The 19,747-nt window shown below is 47.0% G+C and carries 16 protein-coding genes; 3 read left to right on the top strand and 13 right to left on the bottom strand.

The genetic code is table 11. The features are described 5' to 3' along the window. Nucleotides 1–87: 87 nt before the first annotated feature. The 3 genes from BLR43_RS01895 to BLR43_RS01885 all read right to left on the bottom strand — a co-directional run bounded on the left by BLR43_RS01895 (nt 88) and on the right by BLR43_RS01885 (nt 4,729). Nucleotides 88–1,527: an APC family permease gene (locus tag BLR43_RS01895; RefSeq protein ID WP_093068191.1), complete on the bottom strand. Its 1,440-nt coding sequence runs from the start codon at nt 1,525–1,527 to the stop codon at nt 88–90. Between the two features lie 301 nt (nt 1,528–1,828). Then, a complete protein-coding gene (gabT, locus tag BLR43_RS01890) occupies nt 1,829–3,088 on the bottom strand; it encodes a 4-aminobutyrate--2-oxoglutarate transaminase (protein WP_071001855.1) in 1,260 nt (419 codons plus the stop codon). A 177-nt stretch (nt 3,089–3,265) separates the two neighbouring features. After that, a complete protein-coding gene (locus BLR43_RS01885) occupies nt 3,266–4,729 on the bottom strand; it encodes an NAD-dependent succinate-semialdehyde dehydrogenase (RefSeq protein ID WP_071001856.1) in 1,464 nt (487 codons plus the stop codon). Between the two features lie 224 nt (nt 4,730–4,953). Between BLR43_RS01885 and BLR43_RS01880 the strand changes: the two genes are divergently transcribed. Continuing rightward, nucleotides 4,954–5,718 carry an IclR family transcriptional regulator gene (locus tag BLR43_RS01880; RefSeq protein ID WP_071001857.1) on the top strand — a complete coding sequence of 255 codons (765 nt, stop codon included), beginning with the start codon at nt 4,954–4,956 and terminating at the stop codon, nt 5,716–5,718. Between the two features lie 8 nt (nt 5,719–5,726). On the opposite strand, the gene BLR43_RS01875 is transcribed toward BLR43_RS01880, so the two are convergent. The 3 genes from BLR43_RS01875 to BLR43_RS01865 all read right to left on the bottom strand — a co-directional run bounded on the left by BLR43_RS01875 (nt 5,727) and on the right by BLR43_RS01865 (nt 8,664). Beyond that, nucleotides 5,727–5,942 carry a hypothetical protein gene (locus BLR43_RS01875; protein ID WP_071001858.1) on the bottom strand — a complete coding sequence of 72 codons (216 nt, stop codon included), beginning with the start codon at nt 5,940–5,942 and terminating at the stop codon, nt 5,727–5,729. Between the two features lie 102 nt (nt 5,943–6,044). Further along, nucleotides 6,045–7,262: a CaiB/BaiF CoA transferase family protein gene (locus tag BLR43_RS01870; RefSeq protein ID WP_093068186.1), complete on the bottom strand. Its 1,218-nt coding sequence runs from the start codon at nt 7,260–7,262 to the stop codon at nt 6,045–6,047. 217 nt (nt 7,263–7,479) lie between these two features. After that, the gene (locus BLR43_RS01865; protein ID WP_093068181.1) at nt 7,480–8,664 is read right to left on the bottom strand and encodes an acyl-CoA dehydrogenase; all 1,185 of its coding nucleotides are present in this window, start codon (nt 8,662–8,664) and stop codon (nt 7,480–7,482) included. 205 nt (nt 8,665–8,869) lie between these two features. On the opposite strand from BLR43_RS01865, the gene BLR43_RS01860 reads away from it, so the two are divergent. Beyond that, entirely contained in the window at nt 8,870–9,700 is an 831-nt protein-coding gene (locus BLR43_RS01860) for an IclR family transcriptional regulator (protein WP_093068178.1), read from the top strand. Nucleotides 9,701–9,744: 44 nt separating this feature from the next. On the opposite strand, the gene dld is transcribed toward BLR43_RS01860, so the two are convergent. Both dld and BLR43_RS01850 read right to left on the bottom strand, forming a co-directional pair. Next, complete coding sequence (gene dld / locus BLR43_RS01855; RefSeq protein WP_025645843.1) at nt 9,745–11,487, bottom strand: D-lactate dehydrogenase; 1,743 nt, start codon at nt 11,485–11,487, stop codon at nt 9,745–9,747. A 26-nt stretch (nt 11,488–11,513) separates the two neighbouring features. After that, nucleotides 11,514–13,217, bottom strand: a complete 1,704-nt coding sequence (locus BLR43_RS01850; RefSeq protein ID WP_093068174.1) for an L-lactate permease — start codon at nt 13,215–13,217, stop codon at nt 11,514–11,516. A 236-nt stretch (nt 13,218–13,453) separates the two neighbouring features. On the opposite strand from BLR43_RS01850, the gene BLR43_RS01845 reads away from it, so the two are divergent. Continuing rightward, nucleotides 13,454–14,359, top strand: coding sequence for a LysR family transcriptional regulator (locus tag BLR43_RS01845; protein WP_083328836.1), 906 nt, complete (start codon nt 13,454–13,456; stop codon nt 14,357–14,359). A 96-nt stretch (nt 14,360–14,455) separates the two neighbouring features. Here the strand turns inward: BLR43_RS01845 and BLR43_RS01840 are convergent, their stop codons facing one another. Genes BLR43_RS01840 through rtcR form a run of 5 tightly spaced genes read right to left on the bottom strand, consistent with a single transcriptional unit; the run spans nt 14,456 to nt 19,742 of the window. Beyond that, a complete protein-coding gene (locus BLR43_RS01840) occupies nt 14,456–15,151 on the bottom strand; it encodes a haloacid dehalogenase type II (protein WP_071001863.1) in 696 nt (231 codons plus the stop codon). A 57-nt stretch (nt 15,152–15,208) separates the two neighbouring features. After that, entirely contained in the window at nt 15,209–16,192 is a 984-nt protein-coding gene (locus BLR43_RS01835) for a Hint domain-containing protein (RefSeq protein WP_093068169.1), read from the bottom strand. Nucleotides 16,193–16,221: 29 nt separating this feature from the next. Then, on the bottom strand, nt 16,222–17,043 hold the full coding sequence (locus BLR43_RS01830; protein WP_071001866.1) for a hypothetical protein: 822 nt from the start codon (nt 17,041–17,043) through the stop codon (nt 16,222–16,224). A gap of 29 nt (nt 17,044–17,072) precedes the next feature. After that, the gene (locus tag BLR43_RS01825) at nt 17,073–18,062 is read right to left on the bottom strand and encodes a Hint domain-containing protein (RefSeq protein ID WP_093068166.1); all 990 of its coding nucleotides are present in this window, start codon (nt 18,060–18,062) and stop codon (nt 17,073–17,075) included. Nucleotides 18,063–18,080: 18 nt separating this feature from the next. Beyond that, the gene (gene rtcR / locus BLR43_RS01820; RefSeq protein WP_071001868.1) at nt 18,081–19,742 is read right to left on the bottom strand and encodes an RNA repair transcriptional activator RtcR; all 1,662 of its coding nucleotides are present in this window, start codon (nt 19,740–19,742) and stop codon (nt 18,081–18,083) included. Nucleotides 19,743–19,747: the final 5 nt, after the last annotated feature.

The raw sequence follows: 19,747 nt of genomic DNA, 5'->3' as shown, positions 1-19,747 counted from the left end.
CGTATAAGCACTTGATTGTATGCACTAAAAAAGCCTAACGTTTGACGTTAGGCTTTTTAAGGTAGTTAACTGTCTAAAATGAGACTATTATTTATATGGATTTTCTTTTAACCATTGTTGATTAATGATTTTGAGCTCATGCAGCTCATGATCCATAATCTCTTTACTCTTACCAGGGTTTTTCATTGACGCATAGCCATACATTGCGCCGCCAAGAACCGTCCAGCCAAGGAAAATCCACCACTCGATAGGAACCAATGCCGACGGCATACCTGGCAGATAAAGCGCCAACATACCAAGGCTGAGTACGATTGTGATGACACCAACCAATTTACCTGCTGGTACTCTAAATGGACGTATCATATTAGGCTCACGGTAGCGTAGCACTAAAAATGACAATGCAACACAAGTATAAGCGATAACGATACCAAAGCCGCCCGCATCAACAATCCACACGAGCATTTTGCGACCAAATAATGGCGCTAGTGTTGCAAGGCCACCGATCAACAAGATCGCATTGACCGGGGTGTTGTATTTAGGGTGTAGCTTGCACAAGAACTGTGGCAACATGTGCGTTTTACCCATGGCGTACAATAAGCGACTGCCACCAATAAGAAACGCGTTCCAGCTTGATAAAATACCCAGTACACCGCCGATAACCAGCAGCGTACCTGCCCATTTACCATTCCAAGCGTTGGTCATCGCATCAGCAGTCGCCAATGTTGAATCTTGTGCTTGCAATAGCGGCAGGGTTTTGCCCACACTCCAAGCGACAGCCACGTACCAAAGCACGGCAATGATAATAGAGACAATCAAAAATTTGCCGATATTTGGACGCGTTAGGTTGATTTCTTCTGCGGCTTGTGGAATCACATCGAAGCCCACGAATAAAAACGGTACCATCACCATCACCGTCATGATACCGCCCATACCACCGATAAAGTTTGGTGCTTGTACTGAGTTGGAGGTTTCAGGATTGAATAATAACGCACCAACGAATAGTAAGATACCGACGCAGAAAATACCGACGACGGCCAACTTTTGGAACCACGCACTGACTTCCATACCGCGTATATTGAGCCAGGTGACAATGATGGAGCCAAGCATACCGACAGCTACCCACGTGGCATAAACATCCCAGCCTGCGACATTCCAAAGATAGCCTTGACTATAATTGGGAATGACATATTCGACAACGGTTGGCAGTGCCACCGCCTCAAAAGCAACGACGGAAAAATAACCAAATAAAATACTCCATGAGCAGATAAAGGATATATTTACCCCCAGTGCACGGTGTGTATACGTGTGCTCGCCTCCTGTGATAGGCATAGATGCCGCCAATTCAGCATAGGTCACGCCAATCAAAACCACCACAAGACCGCCAATTAAGAATGCACTGATTGCGCCCCAGATGCCTGCCGAGATAATCCAACCACCCGCCAGCACGACCCAGCCCCAACCAACCATCGCACCGAATGCCAGCGCAATGATATCGAACACACCTAACGTTTTCTTTAATTCAGACATAACCTACTCCTTGTCTGTGTGTCATCCGTGTGAACCTTTTATGGTTACACTATTTCTATTTAATGGAGTAATACCCATCATATTTACTGTATATCGTTTCCGCCAAAGAAAGCCGATTGCTCGTTGTTTGATATTCACATAGCAAAAACGGCGCCTTGACTTGCAAGGCGCCGTTTAAAATCACACTCCATGTGAGTGTCATAAGGGCAACCTTGCCGTTATCTTCACTATAACTTTTCAATCAAAATCAATGTTTGATTAGAAGCGATCCATCGCTAAATTTTATGACACTCGATAACTATTAAGCTGCAAGGATATCTTTAATGATATCAAGACCTTCTTGTAGCACCTCGTCTTCAACTGTTAATGGCACCATCACACGAATAGCATTGCCATACATACCACAAGACGCTAGTAGCAAGCCTTGCTCAAATGCTTTTGCTTTTAGGTTGGCTGCTGCTGCTGCATCAGGTTTGCCTTCGCTATCAATCAATTCAAACGCTAGCATCGCGCCTTTATGACGGATATGACCGATGCTGCTTAGGTTCAAGCCTTTTAAGAACGACGCGATGGTATCGCCAATCTCGATACTACGCTCCAGTAAGTTTTCTTCTTCGATCACTTCCATGACAGCAAGCGCAGCCACACAGGCGAGCGGGTTACCAGAGTAAGTGCCACCTAAGCCGCCGACTTGCGGCGCATCCATGATATCAGCACGGCCGATGACCGCAGAGATAGGATAACCACCCGCCAAGCTTTTCGCGGCAGTCATCAAATCAGGCTCGACGCCTAACTGTTCAGTGGCGAACAACGTACCTGTACGAGCAAAACCACACTGTACTTCGTCAAAAATAAGCACGATGCCATGCTCATCACAGATCTCGCGTAGTGCTTTGGCAAATGATGGCGTTACCTGATGGAAACCGCCCTCGCCTTGGACTGGCTCAACAATCATCGCTGCCACTTCACTCGGATCGATGTCTGCTTGGAAGATCATATCAAGGCTATGTAGCGCTTGTTCTTCGGTCACATTCAACTCTTCTGCAGGGAACAATGCATGGAACACAGGTCCTGGCATTGGGCCGAAGTTCTTTTTGTATGGCAGTACTTTACCAGTCAGGCTCATGCACATCATGGTGCGACCATGCCAGCCACCAACAAAAGAGATCACACCTGGACGCCCCGTTTTAGCACGTGCAATCTTGATGCAGTTTTCGACCGCTTCTGCGCCAGTAGTCAAAAAGAACGCTTTTTTATCACCGCTGATCGGTGCTTTTTCACACAGCTTTTCTGCCAAATCCACATAGCACTCATAGTTGATCATTTGCGCCGCAGTGTGCGTAAATTTGTCGAGCTGCTCATGCACACGCTGGGTGATTTTTGGATGGCTATGACCGGTGTTCAATACTGAGATACCACCGACAAAGTCGATATAACGCTTGCCTTCAATGTCCCAAATCTCTGAGTTCTTTGCTTTTTCTGCAAAGATAGGAAAGGCAACCCCAAGTCCTGTTGGTAAAACAGCTTTGCGGCGCTCAAGTAATGACTGATTGGTAGTCATGGGAATGTCCTTTTCTGTGTTCGTAACATAAATGCCATCTAGTGATTGGCGGTTCAGTTGATACCTTTTAGATATCGAGGGATGTTTGTTTAAGATAAAACACCATTCGACATCTAAAATGTTTCGTTAAGTTTTTTGTTAAACGAATGTTCTGCTAAATGCTAGCCGAGTTATTTATTAGCTGATGTCAGAACACCAGTATTTAGTCGTAATATAGTCTTCGATACCATATTTTGAACCTTCACGACCAAAACCAGACTGTTTTACGCCGCCAAATGGGGCAACTTCTGTAGAAATCAAACCCGTGTTATGGCCGATCATGCCGTACTCTAACCCTTCAGTGACGCGCCATGAGCGTGCATAGTCACTACTATAGAAGTAAGCGGCCAAGCCATAAATGGTATCGTTGGCAGCACGAATCACTTCTGCTTCGTCTTTGAAGGTAAATATGGTCGCAATTGGTCCAAAGATTTCTTCAGAGGCGATATCCATATCACTGCTGATATCGGTAATAACGGTTGGGTTATACGTCAGCTCTGAGGCGTCATTGACACTACCGCCCGTGACCAATTTGGCACCCTTATCTAAGGCGTCTTTTAGCAGGGCTTGAACTTTATCTAACGCTTTTTTGTTGATAAGCGGTCCAATATCGACGCCTTCTTCTAAGCCGTTACCTACTTTTAGTTCAGCGACTTTTTTGACAAAGACGTCTAGGAACTTATCTTTGATGCTGTCTTGCACGTAGACACGGTTGGCGCACACACAGGTCTGACCCGCATTGCGATATTTGGAAGCGATAAGGCCTGCCGCCGCTTTCTCAAGATCAGCATCATCAAAAACGATAAATGGCGCGTTGCCACCCAGCTCGAGTGATAGCTTTTTAATAGTCGGCGCGCATTGTGCCATTAGCGTACGACCGACTTCTGTAGAGCCTGTGAACGACAGCTTATGAATACGTGCATCGCCTGTTAGGATTTCACCAATGGTTGATGATTTGCCCGTTACAATCTGGAGCACGCCTGCAGGAATACCCGCTTGCTCTGCCAAAGCGCCCAATGCTAATGCTGAGAATGGCGTTTCGGTGGCTGGTTTGACGATAATTGTACAGCCTGCTGCCATCGCTGGAGCGACTTTGCGCGTGATCATCGCCGCTGGAAAGTTCCAAGGGGTGATGGCGGCACAAACACCGACGGGCTGCTTGAGCACGACGTGACGTAATTGCGTACTATTGGCAGGAATGACATCACCGTAAACGCGCTTGCCTTCTTCGGCGAACCAGCGAATAAAGCTATTGGCATAACCGATTTCGCCGCGTGACTCAGTAAGCGGCTTGCCTTGCTCAGCGGTCATGATGATCGCAAGATCTTCTTTATTGGCATCAATGAGATCCGCCCACTTTTGCAACAGCTCTGCACGCTCTTTAGCCGTTTTTGCCGCCCAAGCAACTTGCGCTTCATGAGCATAGGCAACGGCGTCATTGACATCATCGGTCGTGAGGCTAGGCACGGTACCGATAAGCTCGTCGTTGAATGGGTTATTGACTTCAAGTACCGCCTCGTCACTGGCAGCATACCAGCCGTCTTTGATAAAACAAGATTGTTTGAGTAGGTCTGGATTGGATAACTGTAGCGTATTTGACATGTTAACGCTCCTTCCTTGTCATATAGGTATGTTTATAAGAGTGGATATAATAGTAGTCATGAGATAATGATTGATAATTGTTTTTTTGTTCAATATACTGAACACGTATTCTATATACGAGACATCATTATAAGAACGATATGTCGTGATTTGCAACCCTTAATCGCATTATTTTGATAATTATCTTGTGCTTTTTCATTTTATTTTACTTTTATAGGTTACTTATGAGCTCGACTGCCGTACCTGCCTTAGACAAAACCTTTCAGATTTTGGACTTGATTACCGATAGCGCCCAGCCGCTGACAGCCGCTCATATTGCCAAAGAATTGGGGCTTCCTCGCAGCTCTACGCATAATATTTTGCAGAGCCTACTGTCCAAGCACGTCATTTATAAAGATCCTGAAAGCCGCTTTTATTTGGGCTCATATCTAATGTATTGGGCGGGAAAGTACGAGCAGCAGCAAGGCGTTGTACGATTGTTTAAGGATTTGATCGTGCAGTATCCGGTGCTACTGCAACACACGGTGACGTTGTCAAAACTGGATTTGGGAGAAGTGGTGTTTTTGGCCTGCCATGAATCACCTGCCCCGCTTGGTTTTACCTTTCGTGCAGGCGTGCGCGTGCCTGCGGTATTTTCGGCGACAGGCAAAGCCATGCTATCCACATTGTCGATGGATAGCATAAAGTCACTGTATAAAGAAAAGTTCCCCACACCCATGACCCAACATGGCGTCAAAAACTTTGCGGATTTATCCACTGAGCTTGCGGTGATTCAGGAAAGTCGAGTGTCGCTCGATAATGGGCAGTTGCGTGATGGGATGTACTGCTTGGGCACGTATATTCGTAATGCATCCGGCACGGCGGTCGCTGGCATGGCAGTGAGTTTTCTGCAAGGAGAGTATGAGTCCAAACGGGCTGAGGTCAGTGCGGTATTGATTGAATTGGCCGAACAGATTGAGCGGCATTTGGGCTTTATAGCTGACTCATAATTGATTGCTTATGTGACGTAGTTGCAAGATTCATTATCATGAACGGCTAATATGGGCGCGATACCGATATCGGTGACAGCGGTAACCTCTAAACCCAATGCTGCTGGTTCTTTTAACAATTCCACCATACGCTCTGGTATCTCCAGCGGCTCAAACATCTTGCCATAAGAAAAATAGGGCAACGGTCTATACAGACTTAGGTTTTCATGGCTATATATTTTCATGCTTAACATTCCTTGTTTTACACTACTTGGTTTAGCTTGTTTTGTTTAAAAATTCCATTTTTTAGTATTTATCACTGTAAAGATACTGTGGCAAGCATTGAACTAAACAATGCCGTCCGCCTTTAGCTTGGCGATTATCTCGCTGTCGTAGCCTAAATCAGCAAGCGTACTATCGGTATGCTCGCTCAAACGCGGTGGCGGTGTGCGATAGCTGACAGGGGATGCCGATAATTTGATGGGATTGCCAAGGGCGCGAACGGGGCTGCCTTGCTGAGCGAAACTCACGATCATTTCTCGCGCTTGTGCTTGCGGCATCGCCAAAGCTTCGGCGACGTTGTGAATCGCACCGCAAGGTACGCCGACCTGATCCAAAGCTGCAAGCCAGTAAGCCCGAGGCTGTTTGGCAAATATTTTAGTCAGCTCAGCACAAAGCAGCCCACGATTGGCAACGCGATTAGGATTGGTCGCAAAACGCGTATCAAGATGCCAATCAACTGACAATACGTTGCACAGTTTGGCAAATTGATGATCATTACCGCACGCTAAAATAAAGTGCGCCTCCCCTTTAGCCGCAAATACTTGATAAGGCACAATGTTGGGATGCTGATTGCCCAGTCTTGGTGGAATCTTATCTGAAGCCAAATGATTCATGCCGACATTGGCCAGCATAGACAGCGCACTGTCTAAGAGTGCGACATCGACATGTTGACCGACGCCAGTATGTTGACGCGCCAATAGCGCCGCTTGGATACCAATCGTCAGCTGTAAACCTGCAAATAAATCAATCACTGCGACGCCAACTTTGTGTGGTTCGCCATCACTTGGTCCTGTGATACTCATCAACCCTGACAACCCTTGAATAATATAATCATAACCGGGACGCTTGGCATCTGGTCCTGTCTGCCCAAACCCTGTCAAAGACGCATAAATCAGGCGCGGATTGTCTTGCTTGAGGCTGTCGTAATCTAAACCGTATTTTTTGAGACCACCGACTTTGAAATTCTCTACCAAAATATCACTGTCAGCGATGAGCTGTTTGATTATGGTCTGCCCTGCTGGCGTGGTGATGTCTACCGTGAGTGATTTTTTGTTACGATTGATGGTAGCGTAATAAGCGGAGGTGTCATCGCTGAAGGTTGGCGGTGCCCAGTGGCGCGTCTCATCACCGATATGTGGACGCTCAACTTTGATGACGTCTGCGCCCAGATCGGCGAGCACTTGCGTACAAGAAGGACCTGCCAACACTCTTGATAAATCGAGGACCTTGATACCATGCAATGCACCTTTTGGTATATCCATCATATCAGTTATATCTGCCATGAAACCCCCTTACCCTGTGGCGTATTCTTCGATTTTCTGATTAGAAAATTGCTATTCATCATTTAGTTTTTTGCGTTGTTTAATGACACACTGTTAAATAAATGGTGAGTAACAACTGAAAAACGTACGCCACTGTCGATACTCTTTTTGATAAAAAGCCAAGCAGCAACGTACGTCATGAAGTACCACTTTGTTAAATTTTCTTAGCTAAAAATACTTAAAAGAACGCCTGAATGCCTGTCTGTGCACGGCCTAAGATAAGCGCATGAATATCATGCGTGCCCTCGTAAGTATTGACGGCTTCCAAGTTCATCACGTGACGGATGATGTGGAACTCATCAGAGATGCCATTACCACCATGCATATCGCGGGCAATACGAGCGATATCGAGCGCTTTACCGCAGTTGTTACGCTTAATCATGGAGATCATCTCAGGTGCAGCGTTGTCTTCATCCATCAAACGACCGACACGTAGCGCGGCCTGTAGACCTAAGCTGATTTCGGTTTGCATATTGGCAAGCTTTAACTGCACCAGTTGGGTGGCGGCAAGCGGACGACCAAACTGCTTGCGATCTAGCGTGTATTGACGCGCCGCTTTCCAGCAAAACTCTGCCGCGCCCATACTGCCCCAAGCGATACCATAACGCGCTTTATTCAAGCAGCCAAACGGCCCTTTTAGACCGCGGATATCTGGGAAAGCATTGGCTTCAGGAACGAACACTTTGTCCATGACGATCTCACCGGTGACCGAGGCGCGTAGTGAGAACTTGCCTTCGATTTTCGGCGCAGATAGGCCTTTCATGCCTTTTTCTAAGACAAAACCACGAATCTCGCCTGCATCATCTTTTGCCCAGACCACAAACACATCCGCGATAGGACTGTTGGTAATCCACATTTTATTACCCGTCAGCTCATAACCACCATCAACGGCGCGCGCACGTGTCGACATTGAGGCAGGATCAGATCCCGAATCAGGCTCAGTTAAACCAAAGCAGCCGACGTACTCACCTGTGGCAAGTTTTGGCAAATACTTTTCTCTTTGCTTTTCAGTGCCATACGCCCAGATCGGATGCATCACAAGGCTTGACTGCACACTCATCGCTGAGCGGTAGCCTGAGTCGACCGCTTCCACTTCCTTGGCAATCAGACCATAAGCCACACTCGATAGACCTGCGCAGCCGTAGCCCTCGATGGTCACGCCAAGCAGACCCATCTCACCCATTTGACGCATGATATTACGATCAAAATGCTCATTACGGTTGGCATTGATAATACCGGGCATCAATTCCTTTTGAAAAAATTGACGGGCGCTGTCGGTGACCATGCGCTCTTCTTCAGTAAGCTGGTCGCGTAATAAGAAAGGATCTTCCCAATCAAAGCGTGGGCTAGTCGATGTTGCCATGTGTCTCTCCTTGATATCAGTCATCCTGACTGACGAATAGTGGTTGATACCTCATTTGGTTTAACAAGTTATTGACTTTGTTATTCCGCTGTGCGAAACTTTGTTTCATAATATAAAACTATTTAAACAAACTTTTGCCATCCTGTAAACCTTTATTAAAAAATAGGCATCAAAAGAGATAATCATTAAGAGAAATGGAGATAAAATGACAACATCTACATCGGCAGCTACCTCACTACTCGGACGAATGGATCACCTGATGGGTCAAAGCAAGGAAGAGAACGATCGACAGTTTGTGACGGCACTAGGTCGTGGATTGGTTATACTGGCTGCCTTTGAACACCATGAGCGCCTTACCCATCAGCAACTATGTCAGATGACCAAACTGCCAAAAGCGACCATTAGTCGCCTGATTCATACCTTGACCACGCTTGGGTTTTTGCGTACTAATGAGCACGGACAGTATCAACTGGGCAGCAGTGCAGTACGCCTAAGCGCGACCGCATGGGGTCGTCATGACATGGTGGCCTATGCTGAGCCACTATTACGGCAGTTCGCTAGCGAAAATGAGGTATCGGTAAATCTAGCGACCGAAGTTGAAGGAGAGATGCGCTATCACGCCTGCTGTCGTAGTCCTGCACGCCTATCGGTCAACTTGCAGGTTGGCTCAGCGGTGCCGGTGGCACGTACTGCCATTGGACGGGCTTTTTATGCAGTAAGCTCTCAAGCGAGAAAGGCAATGATTATTAGCAATTTGAAAGAGAATTTATCTGATGAAGATTACATTCACGCACAGTCAGCGCTCACTCAAGCAGCCCAGCACTATGAGCAGTACGGCTATACCGTCTCTGATGGGGAGTTCTCTACTGATATCTTGGCAGTCGCGGTTGGCGTCTATGATGTCGCGACTGGGCAATACGCCTATTCGCTTAATGCCAGTGTACCAAGTGCCAACTGGGAAGCGGACGACTATGCGGCAATCATAGTGCCAAAATTGCAGGCATTGGCGGAGCGGATTGGCGGTGGTGATGCGTAAAAGTAAGCGACTGTCACTTCAAGTTTCATCACCATTATAAATGGCTATAAACAGCACGCGCAGTTGCGTTTGGTTTTTGGCATTTGACCGATACCAGGGTTAAAAGTATTGGTAGGATCTAGGCGCTCATAAAATTGCTGCAAGTCAGGTTCGGCTTCATATAAGTGGCCGACATTATGCTCAGCAGGGTATTTGGCACCGCGCTTGTTTAATAGCTCAAGCATCATCTTTTTGACCTGCTTGGCATCACTGCCCTTTTTTAAAATATAATCTTGATGAAACACATAACAAAAAAAGTGACCGTAATACAGCTTTTTTTCTAAGTGCTGAGTGATGCTCTCAGGCAAATTTTCCAGCCAATCAAGCGTATTACGCGGGATAGCAATATCGAGCGCCAGTATCTCTCCGGCGGTCTCTTCATGCATGACTTCATAACGTATGGCGGCCCCTGCGGCAGCAAAGCGATGCAAAAAGGCGCTGTCTGACTCAGCTTGCGTGCAGGTAAAATAACTGCCCGTTTCTGAGTCTGCAAAAAACGACTCTAAAAAAGACTGTGCCTCATAGATGCCCTCATCGCTCATTTTGATAATCAGGTGATGCTCATACTGGTTGCGGTACTCAAGCATGCGCTTGGGCAAATGCTGCGGCAATACTTGGGCGATCATTTGCATAACTTTATCGGTCAAATGATTGGGCACCCATGACCATTTACTCAGTTTGGCATCAATACTGCCTTTGATAGAAAACAGCTTGGGCAAAGCATTGGTACCCAGATGCTTGATGCTCAAAAAGGTGTCTTTGCCGTACTTGGCAGACACATCAAATATATCGCGGTGCATATATTCGCCCACTTCAGGGACATTTTTAAAGCTCGATAGTATTTGTCGTCTCAGTAGTGCCAGCTCATACACACTATTGCTACCGACATAAAAGGTTTGCTCTTTGGTTGCGGTGGGATACGTATCCAGGCGAACGGCAAAAACGGCCAACTTGCCTGCACAGCCACTGGCTTCATACAGCCTGCGCTTATCCGCATTAAAGCGGCTCGGCGTGTCGGCATTGACATCCTGTATTCGGGCGACATACTCTTTGTCTGAGGCCAGTTTGTTGCTTTGGGATAACTGTGACTTGTCAAAATAGCCGTTTTGTAAATTGGTGAGGATTTCTTCAGGCGTATCACCCAAATCGACCTCTAAATGATTCACCAGTACCAGCTGACCGTGCTCGTTGATTTGCGCAAACAGCGACAGCTCCGTGTAAGCAGGGCCTCGTTTGACCAGCGCGCCGCCTGAATTATTGGAGACACCGCCGACGATTGACGCGCCCAAAGTTGAGGAGCCAATCACCGAGTGCGGCGCTCGATTGACCGCTTTTAACTCGTTTTGCAGTTGATGCAAAGTCGTACCCGGTAGGCTGATAATTTGCTCATTATCATTGATCAAATACAGCTTATTTATCGCCAGCGTATTGATCACCACCACGGGTCTATCGTAGTCATCACCGCTGGGCGTTGAGCCTTCTGTCAGACCTGTTTTGGCCGCCTGCATGATGATGATACAGTTGCCCTCAACACACACTTCCAGACATTGCCAAATCTCAAGCAGCGTTTGCGGAAACAACACTGCCAGCGCGCTACCGCCGCCTGAGCGCCAGCCCATGCGGTAGTGCTCATTTTTTGCTGGATCTGCCTGTATATTGGCAGCGCCCAGTATTTTGGTCAATTTAACCAACACCTGATCTGATGGTAGCTGGCTTGTATAGGAGGCGGTCGATCGATAACGGTTCATTAATTGCTCTTTTTTTTACTGTGCATTCATAAGGTTAGCGGTCCTTGAACGCCAAAGAGATAAATGGCTGCCATAACGATGATGCCACTGAACAACACATAATAGATGGTTGGTAAGATGGTGCGTCTCAGCGTCGCGCCCTCCATCCCAAGCAGCCCAACGGTTGCTGATGCGGCCACCACATTGTGAATGGCAATCATGTTACCCGCCGCGGCGCCAACCGATTGTGCTGCGATGATGAGTGAGGGCGAGATGTGCAAGCTCATGGCCGCTTCATACTGGAACTGACTAAACATCATGTTTGACACGGTATTCGAGCCTGCGATAAACGCACCTAGAGCACCGATGGTTGAGCTGATCAGCGGAAAGGCGTTGCCAAACGTGCCTGTAAACAACTCAGCACTGGCAACTGGCATACTCGCGACATCGGATAGATTGACCCCAGAGTTGATAAAAATCCGAACCATAGGGATGGTAAAAATAAGCACAAACCCAGCGCTTAAGACGGTTTTGCTTGATTCGCTCAAAGCATCACCCAGCGCACGCGTTGGATTTTTAGTTTGCACAAAAGCTGCGATTAAGGCGCTGATTAACAACAGGCCGCCGGGCAAGTATAAAGGACTAAAACCTGCACTGATATCGGCCTCGCCCAAAATCGTATTAAAGTCTAGCGTGGCGGTGCTGAGCAAGTCCTTAAAGCCAGCAAACATTCTCGAACACACCAGTAGCAGCGCCACTAGCAAGTAAGGAAACCATGCCATCAGCGTAGACATGGTCTTGCCTGCTGGGGTGGCCACATCTTCTTTGCTGACCACCAGTTTACCCATCCAATCGCTTGGCCAGCTGCTTTTGGCTTCAAAGTCCCACGTGGTCTTTGGTACCAAAAATCCTTTTTTAGCCGCCTGAATGACAATCGCCACACTGACCAGTCCACCAACCAACGATGGAAATTCAGGACCCAAGAAAATGCCCGTTAAAGCGTAAGGTACAGTGAAGGCCAACCCTGCAAAGATGGCAAAGGGCCAAATGGCTAAGCCTTCTTTCCAGCTTTTATTTTTACCAAAAAAGCGGGTGAGCATCATCACCATCAGCAGCGGCATAAACGTCCCAATCACACCGTGAATAATCGCCACTTGGGTGGTAATCAGTTGTAAAAATTCTTCCCATTGCATGCCTTCTTGCGCCAGCAGCGCACTGATGGCCACGGTATCTAGACCCTTATTCACCCCAATAACAATCGGCGTACCGACCGCCCCGAACGATACGGGCGTGCTTTGGATCATCATCCCCATAAGCACCGCACCCAATGCAGGAAACCCTATCGCGACCAGCAGCGGTGCCGCAATTGCAGCCGGTGTGCCAAAGCCCGATGCACCTTCCAAAAACGTACCAAAACACCATGCAATGATGATGGCTTGCACTCGGCGGTCAGGCGATACGTTGATAAAACCTGCACGAATCACTGCTATAGCGCCCGTGTGTTTTAGAGTATTTAATAAGAACAGCGCACCAAATACGATCCACAATACCGATATCGTAATCACGGTCCCTTGAAGAATAGAGGACGACACGCGGTTAAACGTCATGTCCCAAATAAAAAGTGCGAGCGCGGCAGTCACCGCCAAAATGATCGGCATGGTTTTTTTGGCCGACCATTGTAGACCAATAAGAAATATGCCACTGAGTATGATTGGCAATAGGGCAAGTAACCCATAGACAGTCTGATTCAAAATTCCCTCTCCCTGTTATCGTCTGTGCATCCTTGAACACCACTCTTAAACGCCGCCCTTAAACACAGTCCTTACATACAGCCACTCAATCGCTCAGATTAACAGCCTCATTGTGCTTAGGGTAGAATTCACACACTCTACGCTTTACAAGTGCAAAGATAAACAGCATGATCAGACAAGGTTATTTTCCTTTTTTGCTATAATACGAAATATATTACCCTGATTAGAGAATCGGTATGATTAAAGCTGATGACATGGTTTTGTTTGTTTTGGTAGTCGATGAAGGCTCTTTTTCCAAAGTTGCTGACAAACTGGCGCTGACCAATTCTGTAGTGAGCAAACGTATCGCGCGCCTAGAAGCCAACTTAAATGCACAACTGCTCTACCGAACCACCCGAAAACTCAGCTTGACCGATGCCGGCCGAACGCTGTATCACAAAGCCAAATTGGCTCAGCTTGCCTTTCAAGAAGCGGAAAATGCTGTCACAGGCTACGGCGAAAACATGAAAGGCTATATCCGCGTCACCGCCCCTGTGGTCTCTTCTGACTTACTACTCAGCACGGCTATCGCTGAATTTTGTAAAAAATATCCTGAGATAACCGTAGAGCTATACATCACCAACCGTTTGATTGATTTGGTCGAAGATGGCTTTGATTTGGCCATCCGAACGGCGGAGCTTGAAGACTCCTCCTTGATTGTCAAACGCCTGATAGACAGTCAATGGGTGATTTGCGCCACCCAAAATTACCTCAACAAATATGGTACGCCGCAAACCCCCGCCCAACTGCAAAATCATGATTGCCTGATTTATAAATTTGATAACACCAGTAGCGACTTGTGGCCGTTATATGAGGATGGTGCTGAGCTGCTGTTGCCTGTCTATGGACGCTTTTATAGCAATCATTTAAGCGCTATCAAGCACGCCGCGCTTAGTGATTTGGGCATTGCTTTTTTGCCGCAAGCCTTGGTCTATAACGCGTTACAAGAGCAGCGCCTCACGCAGATTTTGCAGCCCTTCACGCGCAAGCGCATGGGTATGTACGCGGTGTATCCCAAAGCGCGCCAGCCTGACCAAAAGCTCAAACAACTGGTTGCTTATTTGCAAGACGCGCTAAAAGACAAAGAAGCCTACTACTGCTAAAGCACTAGTTTTATAAGCGGCCTCACACCCAACTGTTTTATCAGATATAAAAAAGCCACCTGTTTGGATGGCTTGTTTGATGTTTCTTTTTGGGCGTTATGAGTCGGTGTTTTGCGCAATGATTTGCTGCGCTAATGTGCGTAAGTCATCCGCCATATAATCGGGCGTTGGTACGTTGTTGGCGGGCAATAACGCATTGTGCGGACGCAATAAAAACGCGCCCTGACAGCCTGCTGCCTGCGCGCCTATCGTATCCCACAGATGGCAAGCGACCAAACACAGCTCGGATGTAGGCACAGACAGTGCCTCGGCGACCAGATTGTAAGTCGCAGGTGCGGGTTTAAACTGACGCACCGCCTCAATATGAAATGAGCGCTCAAAAAATTCGCTCAACCCCGCCTTTTCTAGCGGTGGCGGTGACTCGCTGGACTCTGAATTGGTCAAGGTCACCAGTCGAAAGCCTGCCTCCTTAAGCAGCGTCAGCGCGGGCACGACATCGGCATACGCGGGCATCTTGCCCATGCGCGTCTTTAGCTCGTCAATATCGGCATCGGCAATCTCAACGCCATGAATATCAGCAACCATCCGCAGCGCGCCGACCCCAATCTCACCAAACGGCGTATACAGTCCTGATAAGGTCAGGGTTTGCGAGTACAGCACCAGCTGGGCGAACCATTCGCGCAGTATGCTGCCATCATTAAAAAGGCGGCTAAATAAAGGCGTAAGGGTACTGATATCGAGCAAGGTTTCATTAACATCAAAGACGAGAATCGGGCGGGTGTCGGTGGGCATGCGTTTTCCTATTATTATTGTTATTGTGGTTTTGGGTTAGGTTAGCATGGATGATGCCTACGAGTTTGTAGCGTTTACACACACCGCATCGTGTCCAACAAAATATGTATGATGATCTGCCACTTCTATATTATAGACATGATCCTCATAAGGGTTAGGACAGACATCGTTATAGCGTTGCATCTGCTCGTGAATACTGCTCTCTAACAATCCTGTTGCATTACCATATCTTTCAATGTTAGCTAGAGCCTTTTCAAATAACTTTTCATCACCAATACTGTTATCCTTGACTACCCTTCCATCAAAAATTAAAGGCGAATACATTTCTTTTATAAACTTACCAATTGTGTGTGTAGCAGGATCTTTATCTTGACTAAACCTCACATTCAATGTTTTATAAAGCTCAGGGTCTACAATAAAAGGTGCCCTTTCATTAATAACCAACTTGGCATCGGAAGTTTGCATATTAACGGTTTTGATCTCTTCTTTGAACGCTTCTTCTGTATTGGCTAAACTGACAAACTGGTAGCCATCATCCGTAAATCTCACAAACTGAACCAGACCGTCTGTCTCCCATAAGTCATGTTCCTCAATACTTTGAGTATAAGCTATACCTTCAGGGAAGTTCGGCAAGGTACGCACAGGGATGAACGAGTAATCATCAAGCGCAATCGTATCACCATGAGCAGAGGTTAGATATCCAGCTGGCAAGCGCTCCGCCGATAGCCATTCACCCTCTAAATCTTTAGGCTGGCGAGTTACCCAGAATGGGTGATTGCTGGTGCATAAGATATAATTGCTACCCTTTTCTCCTCGCGCATCAGCGGTCTCATTAAAATACTCAACTTTAAAGATGCGTTTCTTACTGGGTGATTTAAAAGTGCTGAGTACGGGTTTGTACTCTATATCACCACTACCATCTTCAGACTTAGAGGATACAGGCTTTGATAAAATGAGGTCGCCGACTTTAATATCTTGAATCGGTACTAGACCTTTGTCCGTATGAACGAGCGTGCCTGCAACGAAGCCTCTGTTATTCATGAGTTTTCCTTTTTTTATTATTGATATGGTTAGCTATTTAAACTGGCGTCATGTACCCATAGTCCTACGCGACCAATGAAGTAGGTATGGTTGTCTGCCACCTCAAAGTTATAGACGGTTGCCTGATATAAAATGTGTTCACCTTGCGCGTTGGTCAATTGATTGAACATCCGCATGGTGCCTCCATTATCTTCAATATGTTGGCCCAAATAGCCTTTCTCCTGATAAAAGCTAATGTCATCAACATATCCCATACCCTTATATTCTACTTCGCTGTAGTCGAGCATATGCGCTTCGGCATCTTGTACATAATCATCGTAGTAGTCTTCATGATAATGTTTTTGATACCAGTAATAATTTGGATTGAATTCTAAATTATCATTAGCGACTTGATAGGTAGGTTGCACACGCTCAACGGTATACATTACGCCATCGGTATTCACAGCAATTTCATACTGCTGTAGTTCATCCACACGTTTAAAGTGAGGCTGGTCATAGAACTCAATATCTTCCTGTGGGTTTTCCATGGCACCGACTACCCAAACAGGGTGATTGAGCGTCGCTAGAAAACTACTAAAGCGACTAGCTGACTTGTATGTTTGATAATCAACCATCTCTCGATCTTTATTAAACTTCTCAAGATTTTTCTCTAAACGCACGATCCACATCTCTTTGTCTTCATGCACAAAGGTCTTGACCACAGGCTTATACTCTATGTCACCGCTACCATCTTCAGGCTTAGAGAGTACAGGCTTTGATAAAATAAGGTCGCCCACTTTGATATCTTGAATCGGCACTAACCCTTTATCCGTATGAACGAGCGTTCCTGCGACAAATCCTGTGTTATTCATGAGTTTTCCTTTTTTTATTATTGATATGGTTAGCTATTTAAACTGGCGTCATGTACCCATATAGCCTGCTCTCCTATAAAATAGGTATGTGTATCAGCGACTTCTATATTATAAACATAGTCCTCGTAGGGGTTCGGGCAAGCGTCATAGTAGTTCTCCATTTGCTCATGGATACTTTCCTCTGTTAAACCCGTTGCATTGCCATATTTTCTAAGATTACTTACTGCTTTTTTGTATAGAGATTCATCAGAAATCTTATTGTCTTTTACTACCTTGCCATTAAACATTAAAGGTGCGTTGACAAATTCTATATAGCTTTCTACTGAATGAGAATGAGGAGCCGTATCTTGTGCTAAGCGAATGTTCAAAGTTTTATATAATTCCGAGTCAACTAAGAAGGGGGCTTTTTGATTGATAAGCAACTTAGCATCAGAGGTTTTCCAGTTCAATGTTTTAATCTCATGCTCAAATGCTTCTTTTGTATCCGCCAAGCTCACATACTGATAGCCACTATCTGAAAACTTCACAAACTGAACCAGACCATCTTCCTCCCAAAAGTCTTTATCTTGTATACTTTGTAGATAGGCACAGCCTTCAGGGAAGTTCGGCAAGGTACGCACAGGGATGAACGAGTAATCATCAAGCGCAATCGTATCGCCATGAGCAGAGGTTAGATATCCAGCTGGCAAGCGCTCCGCCGATAACCACTCACCCTCTAAATCTTCAGGATTTCTTTTTACCCAAAATGGGTGATTGCTGGTGCATAAGATATAATTGCTACCCTCTTCTCCTCGCGCATCAGCGGTCTCATTAAAATACTCAACTTTAAAGATGCGTTTCTTATTGGGTGATTTAAAGGTGCTAAGTACGGGTTTGTACTCGATATCACCGACCCCACCTTCGGGCTTAGAGAGTACAGGCTTTGATAAAATAAGATCGCCCACTTTGATATCCTGAATCGGCACTAACCCTTTATCCGTATGAACGAGCGTTCCTGCGACAAATCCTGTGTTATTCATATCCTCTCCTTTTTAATATTATCGTTTTAATCCATCAAACCTCAGCCCAAACTTTAGCAGATACTTCCGCAGTCGGTCGCTGTCATTGTTACTTTTTAGCTGGTTTCTGGAGTTGGCATACAGATAGCGCCCTGCCGCCGCTTGGCTGCTGTGCTGATAGCAGACCTCAATCACATACGCCAGCTGCACCGCATCAAACGGGTCGAGCGCGTCTTTGTCGTCGCTTGATAGATGGCGGCTCAGCACCGTATCTGCGTGCGCTTGCTGCTCAGTTAGGCTGGGCGTATCCGCCTTGTCCACTTGATGTTGCGCGCTACTAGGTAATGCCCACAGATGCTTAAGGCGGGTGATTTCTGCCTTAACATCGGGCATACGAATCACTTTGCCCTCGCACAATGTCGTTAAGCGCGTCATACTGGCGCTTAAATCACGAAAGTTGCCCTGCCACGTCGCCTCAGAACTCATGGCAAAGTCTTCAAAGTACGCACGCGCCTCAGGCTCAAAGCGGTACTGGTACTGCTGCTCGCTGCCCAGACGCGCCAGCTCGTAATCAATATTGGCGGGTAAGTCCTCGATACGGTCTTTTAACGACGGTAAAAAAAACGTCCACGTGTTCAGACGCGCAAACAAGTCGGCACGAAATTCGCCGTCCGCGACCGCTTGGCGCAAATCCTTATTCGTCCCTGCCATCAGCTGAAACGACACATCAATGGGCGTATCGCTACCGAGCGGATAAAAGCGCTGCGCCTCAAGCGCAGTCAAGAGCATCGCCTGTTCGTCCAGCCCCAGCTCGCCGATTTCATCCAAAAACAGCAAGCCACCGTCCGCTGATTTGAGTAGCCCCTCACGGCTCGACGCCGCGCCCGTAAACGCGCCTTTGACATGACCAAACAGCACGCTCATTGCCGTATCGCCGCGCAAGGTGGCGCAGTTGACTTCGACGAACGCGCCGAGTGCCTGTTTGTTGTTGGCTTTGTTTTTCTTGAGCGTATAGATTTGCGTTGCCAGTTGCGACTTGCCCGCCCCTGTCGCGCCCATCAATAAAATCGGCGCGTTGGAGCGCGTGGCGACTTTTTCAATATCAGCAATCAGCTGTTGATAGGCGGCGTTTTGGGTAACAAGATTGGCTTGTAAGGTTTGCCAATGCTGGGCTTTTTCGGCCTCAAAACGCGCGCGCAAACTGTCATAACGCGACACGTCCAAATCAATGACTTGATAGCGCCCTTGTGGGTCGTATTGGTCAGGCTTGGGACACGGCGAGGTCTGAATCAAATCGGCAGGCAAAAACCCCGCCTCAACCAGCAAAAACCAGCAAATCTGCGCCACATGCGTCCCTGTGGTCAGATGCAGCAGATAGTCTGTGTCTTCACGAAAGGCGAAGCCTGTGACAAAGTCATACAGCTCAGCATAGACATCGGCAAAATCCCACGGACTCGCCAGCGTCACCCGATGCCCAATGACTTTGGTATTGGCGCTGACCTGCGCCACATCATCAACGATGACGTTGAACAGTCGCTTGTCGCGCTTGCTATAGAGGATATGCAGCTCATCGACCAGCAGGTCATCATGCAGGCACAGGCTGACGCTCGGCCGCCAGCGCTGCCAACGTTTGTCATTAAAGCCGTTGTCCAAGGTCGTACCGAGAAAGCCGATAACGGCGGTTTTATGACATTTAATCATGTTGC

Source organism: Psychrobacter pacificensis (assembly GCF_900101915.1).
Classification (GTDB): Bacteria; Pseudomonadota; Gammaproteobacteria; order Pseudomonadales; family Moraxellaceae; genus Psychrobacter; species Psychrobacter pacificensis.
The sequence above is the reverse complement of the archived record's forward strand: the minus strand, read 5'-3'. Positions and strand labels throughout refer to the sequence as shown.

Coding starts and splice junctions, on each gene's coding strand:
- BLR43_RS01895 (WP_093068191.1), bottom strand. CDS start 1,527: ATGTCTGAATTAAAGAAAACGTTAGGTGTGTTCGATATCATTGCGCTG.
- gabT (WP_071001855.1), bottom strand. CDS start 3,088: ATGACTACCAATCAGTCATTACTTGAGCGCCGCAAAGCTGTTTTACCA.
- BLR43_RS01885 (WP_071001856.1), bottom strand. CDS start 4,729: ATGTCAAATACGCTACAGTTATCCAATCCAGACCTACTCAAACAATCT.
- BLR43_RS01880 (WP_071001857.1), top strand. CDS start 4,954: ATGAGCTCGACTGCCGTACCTGCCTTAGACAAAACCTTTCAGATTTTG.
- BLR43_RS01875 (WP_071001858.1), bottom strand. CDS start 5,942: ATGAAAATATATAGCCATGAAAACCTAAGTCTGTATAGACCGTTGCCC.
- BLR43_RS01870 (WP_093068186.1), bottom strand. CDS start 7,262: ATGGCAGATATAACTGATATGATGGATATACCAAAAGGTGCATTGCAT.
- BLR43_RS01865 (WP_093068181.1), bottom strand. CDS start 8,664: ATGGCAACATCGACTAGCCCACGCTTTGATTGGGAAGATCCTTTCTTA.
- BLR43_RS01860 (WP_093068178.1), top strand. CDS start 8,870: ATGACAACATCTACATCGGCAGCTACCTCACTACTCGGACGAATGGAT.
- dld (WP_025645843.1), bottom strand. CDS start 11,487: ATGAACCGTTATCGATCGACCGCCTCCTATACAAGCCAGCTACCATCA.
- BLR43_RS01845 (WP_083328836.1), top strand. CDS start 13,454: ATGATTAAAGCTGATGACATGGTTTTGTTTGTTTTGGTAGTCGATGAA.
- BLR43_RS01840 (WP_071001863.1), bottom strand. CDS start 15,151: ATGCCCACCGACACCCGCCCGATTCTCGTCTTTGATGTTAATGAAACC.
- BLR43_RS01835 (WP_093068169.1), bottom strand. CDS start 16,192: ATGAATAACAGAGGCTTCGTTGCAGGCACGCTCGTTCATACGGACAAA.
- BLR43_RS01830 (WP_071001866.1), bottom strand. CDS start 17,043: ATGAATAACACAGGATTTGTCGCAGGAACGCTCGTTCATACGGATAAA.
- BLR43_RS01825 (WP_093068166.1), bottom strand. CDS start 18,062: ATGAATAACACAGGATTTGTCGCAGGAACGCTCGTTCATACGGATAAA.
- rtcR (WP_071001868.1), bottom strand. CDS start 19,742: ATGATTAAATGTCATAAAACCGCCGTTATCGGCTTTCTCGGTACGACC.